This window comes from Streptomyces kebangsaanensis, assembly GCF_001906585.1.
Taxonomy (GTDB): domain Bacteria; phylum Actinomycetota; class Actinomycetes; order Streptomycetales; family Streptomycetaceae; genus Streptomyces; species Streptomyces kebangsaanensis.
Genome location: NZ_JUJA01000040.1, coordinates 40505 through 46846, shown reverse-complemented (window position 1 = coordinate 46846; position 6342 = coordinate 40505). Strand labels below are relative to the sequence as shown.

General features: G+C 70.8%; 6 protein-coding genes and 1 pseudogene. All 7 read right to left on the bottom strand.

Annotated features, from left to right (window positions below; genetic code table 11):
* Positions 1 to 113: 113 nt before the first annotated feature.
* Entirely contained in the window at positions 114 to 737 is a 624-nt protein-coding gene (locus RH94_RS05495; protein WP_073946520.1) for a hypothetical protein, read from the bottom strand.
* 6 nt (positions 738 to 743) lie between these two features.
* Positions 744 to 1166 (bottom strand): hypothetical protein, encoded by a 423-nt coding sequence (locus RH94_RS05490; RefSeq protein WP_073946519.1) that lies wholly within the window; start codon positions 1164 to 1166, stop codon positions 744 to 746.
* Positions 1166 to 2143: an SU10 major capsid protein gene (locus RH94_RS05485; protein WP_073946518.1), complete on the bottom strand. Its 978-nt coding sequence runs from the start codon at positions 2141 to 2143 to the stop codon at positions 1166 to 1168. Before RH94_RS05485 ends, RH94_RS05490 begins: the two co-directional genes overlap by 1 nt.
* Before the next feature lie 46 nt (positions 2144 to 2189).
* Positions 2190 to 2855 (bottom strand): hypothetical protein, encoded by a 666-nt coding sequence (locus tag RH94_RS05480; RefSeq protein ID WP_143203963.1) that lies wholly within the window; start codon positions 2853 to 2855, stop codon positions 2190 to 2192.
* Between the two features lie 124 nt (positions 2856 to 2979).
* A complete protein-coding gene (locus RH94_RS05475) occupies positions 2980 to 3648 on the bottom strand; it encodes a VG15 protein (RefSeq protein ID WP_073946516.1) in 669 nt (222 codons plus the stop codon).
* A complete protein-coding gene (locus RH94_RS05470) occupies positions 3635 to 5155 on the bottom strand; it encodes a phage portal protein (protein WP_143203961.1) in 1521 nt (506 codons plus the stop codon). The genes RH94_RS05475 and RH94_RS05470 overlap by 14 nt, the downstream gene beginning before the upstream one ends.
* A gap of 95 nt (positions 5156 to 5250) precedes the next feature.
* Positions 5251 to 6342: pseudogene (locus RH94_RS41180) on the bottom strand (Terminase); the annotation flags it as partial.

Genomic DNA, 6342 nt, shown 5'->3' with positions numbered 1-6342 from the left:
GAGCCACAGGCCCTGTGCGCCGATGCCGACAGCCCAGCCCCACGGGCTCCTGCGGCCGGCCAGATACAGGCCGGACACTCCCACCGCGGTGAGCAGCCAGGACCACCAGCCCATCATCCGACTGTCACCTGAATTGTTCCGAAGCGGCGGGGGCCGTAGCGGCGCAGGCTTTTTTCGTCCTCGGCGGTCATGACGACGGAGACGCCGGCGCTGCCGGCGCCCTGCTGCAGCTGGTAGCTGTAGGCGCCGATCCGTTCGCTGGCCAGGCCCGGCGTCATCGATGGTGCGAGCAGCGTGCGCAGCACCATCGCGCACACGGTCGCCCCGATGATCTCGGGGATGGCGGTGTGGCCGTGGTCGTAGGTGACGCGGTAGGTGTCCGGCAGCGGACCGCGCCACGCCAGCGGCCAGGATCCGGCGGGGGTGGCGTAGGTCAGGTCGACCTTGTCGCGGCCGTCCCACACCCAGCCGGACAGATCCCCGACGGTGGTGCCGTCGGGGCCGACCGCGGCGACCGAGTGCACGGCGGTGACCGGGCGTTGCGGGAGCCGGAGCAGGGAGCCGACCGGGCGCAGCACGATCGCATCGCCTGCCACCGCGGACAAGGTCTGTCCTGTGAATTCCCGCACCCGGGCAGTGGCGTCCCGCAGCAGGGCCGGCGCGCGGGCGGCCTCGTCCTCCGTCAGTGGTCGGCCGAGCCGGTCCTCGAGGTCCTCGACGGTGGCGAGGTCCGCCATGAATGCTCACCCCCCATAGGTCTCGATCAGCTGAGCCTTGGTCATCTGGCTGTGGTCGGCCGGGTCCTGGTGGTCGGCGTAGGCGACCCATGCAGCCTTGGGCGCAGCCTGCGACGGCCGTTCCGGCGCGGGCGGAGCCGGGCCGTCCGGAGCGGGCGGCGGGTGGGGCGGCTCCTCCTCCTGGTCCTCTTCCGCCTCCGGTTCCTGGTCCTGGTCCTTGGAGCTGTCCGGGGGCTCCTGCTCCTTCTCCGGCTTCTGCTCCTGGGTGCCGGCCTCGGGCTCCTCCGTGTCGGCGGCGCGGACGCCGTCGATGCCCGCGGCCAGGAGGCCGGCTGCGACGGCGTCGTCGACCTCGGCGACGCCGTCGCGGAAGCGCACCTTGAACCGCGGTACCCACAGCTGCGGGTACCGCTCGCTGACCAGCCTCATCAGATGCTGTCCTTCAGGCCGGTGATCTTCCCGTGGGCCTTCTCGTTGCCGTACTCGAGCCCGACCTCGCCGTAGATCTGCGACCGCTCGGAGGCACCAACCTTGGCCAGCGGCTCCACGAACAGGAACCCCTTGCCGGGGATCTGCAGGAACGTCGGCTGGCACTGCTCCAGCGACACGATCGCGATCTCGTCGGTGGGCATGTACCGGTTGAGCATCACGTTCAGCTCACCGAAGTCAGTGATGATCGTCGACACGCTCACGCCGCCGACGTTGCGGGTGGTCTCCTGGTAGTTGGCGTCCGTGACGAACAGCTTCGTCAGCATCCGCTTCTGGTAGCCGTTGCACATCAGCGTCGCCATGCCCGACTCCTGGATGCCTCCGTGCTCCCAGGCCATCTGCAGCAGGTCCAGCACCATCTCGTGGTCGAGCGGATCGCCGGCCGCGTCGATCACGTTCGTGGCGATCGCCTGCAGGATGCCGCGCGTCTTGCGCGGCGTGGCGTTCGTCGACGGGTTCGCGAACTTGCCGGTGATGAACGTCTTCTCGATGTCCCGGGCAGTCTGGACCAGCGACTGCCGGATCTGCCAGTCCGCCTCGTCCGGCACCGGGTTGGCACCGGCGATCCCCACCGCCCCGGGGTGCGCGGACCCGGTGGAGGCGAACTGGCCGGTGGCCGCGAGCTTCGTGTACGACAGCTCGATGACCTCCTGGTGGATCTCCACCACGTTGGTCACGTTGAACCGGGCGCGGGCCTCGCCCGTCGGCGCGGCCGCGCCCTCCACGCGCTGGCGGTCGTCGGCCGCGTCCCGCAGGTCGTATCCCTGCCACTGGAACAGCGTCGTCGGCACCGACCGGCCGCCGGTCAGGCCGCCGATCGCGCTGAGGAACGGGGTGTCCTGCGGGGACGCGGCGAACAGCTCGCCGACGAAGTTGGGCAGGTTGAACGTCGTGCCCATTCCCGTGATACCAGGCATGGTTACCTCTCTCTCCCGGGCCCGGGCACAACGGCCCTGCCCCTGGTCAGGTGTTCTGTGTCAGCTGCATGAGCTGCTGGGTCTTCAGCCGCCGCGCCTCGTCCCACTTGCCTTCGCGTTCGGCGGCGGCGATCCGGTCGGCCAGCGTCGGCTCGGGCGGCGACGGCAGCGCGCCCGGGCGCAGCGCCTCCACCGGCGTGTGCGGCGTAGGCGGCACGGCCGGCGGCGGGTCGGCCGACGGCTGCGGAGGCGTGCGGAGCGCCACCAGTCGGGCGGCCTGCCGGGTGAGGGTTTCCTCGTCGCCGCCAGTGAGGAAGATCTCCGCGTCCTCGTCAGAGATCTGGTGGCGGGCGGCAATCCGCCAGCGCAGCGCCTCCGACCTCGCGGCCGCGGCGTCCTTCTCGGCCGTCTCCTTGGCCTCGGCGAGCCGCTGCTGCTCGGTCTTCTGCGCGTCCTCGATCTCGCGCAGACGCTGCGCGGCGTCGCTGTTCTCCTTCGCCCTCGTCTCCCACTTGCGGGCCTCCGCCTTCCAGTCCGGTTCCGGCGCAGCGGGCGCCGGCGTCGGGCTGGGGGCGGGTGCCGGTGCCCCCGCGGGCTGCGGGGGCGTAGCGGCCGGAGCGGGCAGCGCCGGTGCCGGTGCTGCAGGTGCCGGGGGGCCGGTTTCCGGCGGTCCGGCGGGCGGCACCGGGGCGGGTGCGGGTGGTGTACTCATCGGTGATCTCCCGTGCGGGATAGCCCTCCTGGCCGTGCGGCACCTGGGGCGGGGTGAACAGGTGGGTGCGGGAACCGTGCGGCGCCCGCGTACTTCGGCCCGGGCCGTGCGGCCTGGGACGTCTTCATTGCTGGCCTTCGACGTATCGCCGCCATGCGGCGACCGCCTCCGGGCCGGTGGTGCCGGCAGTGGCCTGCCGCCACTGCTCCTGCAGCCGCAGCACGTGCGGTGGTTCCACCTCGCGCCGGTAGGCGAGGACCGGGATGCAGTGGCAGTGATCGTGGCTACGGAAGCGGGCTGACTCGTACCGCCGGTAGACGGCGCCACGGCCGACCAGCATCAGGCAGAACGCGCAGGTCTTGCCCTGCCCCACGCGGCGCCAGCCTTCCACCACGCGCCGCCGGCGGAACGTCTGCATCGTCGTTGCCCGCGGCCCGGCCATCACCAGCCGTTCACCGGCGCCCTGCAGGCGGGTGGCCATCACGCGCGCGCTGGCGGCCTCGTCCCCGCTGATCGTCATGTGCGTTTTGAAGGCGACCGGGCCGGTGACCCGCAGGGCTTCGGCGATCTGCTGCAGGTTCGGCTGCACGAGCACTGGTTCCAGTACGACGCCTTCCGCCGCGGCGTGCAGGCGGAGGTAGTCGCGGGCGAGCCTGGCGAGCGCCGAGTGCCCGGTGATGATCTCCTTCTGCACTCGCGGGGAGATCGCTTCCCACCAGCTGTTGATGTTCGCGGTGTCGGCGAGCATCGCGGTGGTGTGCAGGCGTCGGCCGATCAGTTCAGCCAGCCGCATTACCTGCTGCTGGTACTGGGAGGTCAGCGCCTCCGCCTGCGCTGTCGGCACCCGGCACCCCCTCCGGCTCCGGCTCCGGTACGTCGCTGTTGAGGAGGTCCGTCAGTTCGCTCATGACGTCCCGCCGGTCGGCCATCGCCTCCCATCGGGCGATGTCCTGCTCGGTGACGTCCGGGATCCGCTCCCACAGCGCCCGCGGCGGCACTTCCAGCATCGTCGCGAGTTTGCCGAGCGCATCGGCGATCTGCGCCAGCGACCGCGGCGTGGTGTCACGCCACACGACCTGCGCCGAGGTGTCCTGCCACGTGTCCATGTCGCCCATGGCCAGGCCGCCCAGGCGCAGCATCTGCTCGACGCTCTCCCCGAAGCTGGTCTTGTGCTCGCCGATGTCGAGCTGGTGCCCGGCCTCCAGCGCGGCCAGCGCCTCCGCGGACACGTTGGAGACGGCATTGCCGACCACAAGGGTGTGCGGCGGGATCTGCCGTGCGCTTGCCACGTACAGCAGGGTCTTGTCCCGGCTGTCGAGGTAGCCGGACAGGTTGGTCTCGGCGAAGTCCCCGAACTTCGTATCCGGGCTGTCGGACTGCCACACGCGGTTCACGGCCGCGTTCCACGGCTCGATCGGGTTGCCGTCCTCGTCCTCGGCGATCGCCATACCGGTGACCCAGCGCTGCCGGAACGCGGCCACCTGCTGCACCATCAACAGCCCGAACGTGGTCTGGTTCAGCTGCCGTTGCGCCGGCAGCATCGGCCACACCACGCCCTCCGGGCCGTCGTCCAGGTCCCCGAAGGAGTCGAGGAACCTCACCACCGGGCACACGCCGAGTCCGTGCTCACGGACCCGGACCTTGTCCGGGTCGATGGCCACGCCCTCGAGCGGCATCAGCGACGCCTGCGAGTAGGCGCCCGTCACCGGAGGCGTGACCATCTCCGCCGGCAGATCCGTCTCGTACAGGAACTGATTGTCGTACACGGTCACCGGGGTGACCATCTGCGTCGGCGACTTGGCCTTCAGGTCCGGACGGGGCAGGCCGACGGACAGGGCGTAGCGCGGCCACTCGTCGTCGACGGGGTCGGCGTACAGGGCGGTCATACGCCGCGGCGACCAGCGGGTGATCTTGGGGACGTCCATGTTCCCGAGCCGGCCGGGCAGCACGGTCGCGTAGGACACGCCGTAGCGCAGTGCGGACCGGTACAGGCCGGCCTGCCGGGCGTCCATCCGGTTGGGCTGCCACACCTTGTCCCACACCGGCGCGTTCTTCTCTTGCCGGGCAGGCCGGTAGCCGTCCACAAGCAGGCCCTGCGCCACGCTGCTCACAAGGAGGGGCAGCACGTTGAAGCGGGCCTGGTCGACCAGCTTCTTGTACTCCACGGTCGCCGACTTGGGCACGTAGATGTCAGTTTCCTCGCCGCGCAGATAGCGGCGGATCTCCTCCAGCCGCGCCCGCTCCGCACGACGACCGGTCAGCAGCCACGCCACCACCCGCGTCAGCTCTTCGCGGTCCATCGGTTCCGGCTTCTCTACCACCGGGCGCCCTCCCGTTTCCTGAGCAGGGCCGCCAGCTGCAGCCGTACCGCGTTCGCCTCACCGGAGGACACCGCTCACCCCCACGCCACCACGCGCCCGGGCCGCTTCTTCGGCCCCGTGTTCCACTTCGCCCATGCCGGCGAAGCCAGCAGCATCCGCCGCACCATGCGGGCACCGATCGCGCACACCGCCAGGTCGATCTTCTTCGGGGACTCGCGGCTCTCCTTCGCGATGCTCACCCCGTACCGGTTCGGCCGGCGGCGCGCATTAAGGACGTGCCGGTGCAGACGCGAGTCGCCGTCGTGGGTGACGTCCCGCTCCCGGATGTCGATCTCCATCCGCTCGCAGGCCTCGGTGAAGTCCCGGACCCGGCCGCGCATGTCCCACGCCACCGGGTGCGCGCCGCGGCCGATGGTCGCCTGGATGACCAGCTGCTCCCCGAAGTCCTGCGCCCAGGCGTCGATGTAGGACTCGAAGTCCTTCACGTCGCCGAAAAAGGCGACCACCGTGCGCTGCTCGAACGCCTGCCGTACGACGCGGTCGACGTCGGCGCGGTCCACCCGCCAGCCCTCGCCTTCCTTGCCCTGCGGACGTTCCCAGCAGCCGATGACGAACACGTGCCCGTCGGAGACTCTGCAGCCGACCAAAGCGGTGGCGTCGTCGGAGGTGGAGCCGTCGAAGAACATGACGATCGGCTCGCTGTCGGCGACCACCCTGGCCGGGGCGGCGCAGGCAGTCCAGTCGGGGTGCGTCGTCCACGCGTCCCGGGCGGCGGTCGGCTGGTTGAAGAAGTACCGGCGGGACTCCTCCGGGTCCTTCTCGATGTTCCAGAACTCCGACTCGACGATCCCCCGCAGGTCCAGCGCGTCGGCGAACGGCCCGTACACCTCCGCCAGGGCGGCGACCATGGCGTCCAGGTCGGTCACGTCGACCTCGGCCGGCGCCTCCCGGTGGTCCCACAGCAGCCGCCGCTCACGGGTCTTGCCCTCGGCGATCAGCCGCGCCCGCTCGTGCAGCTTCTCCAGCACGCTGTTCTCGCCCGGCTGGTACATCGTCGACGTCAGCAGCGCCCAGGGGGCTGCTTCCTTGCGCTTGCGCAGATTGCGGTCGACGGTGCGGTACATCTGCCGCAGCTCCGGCAGCACGTACAGGTGCGGCTCGTCGAA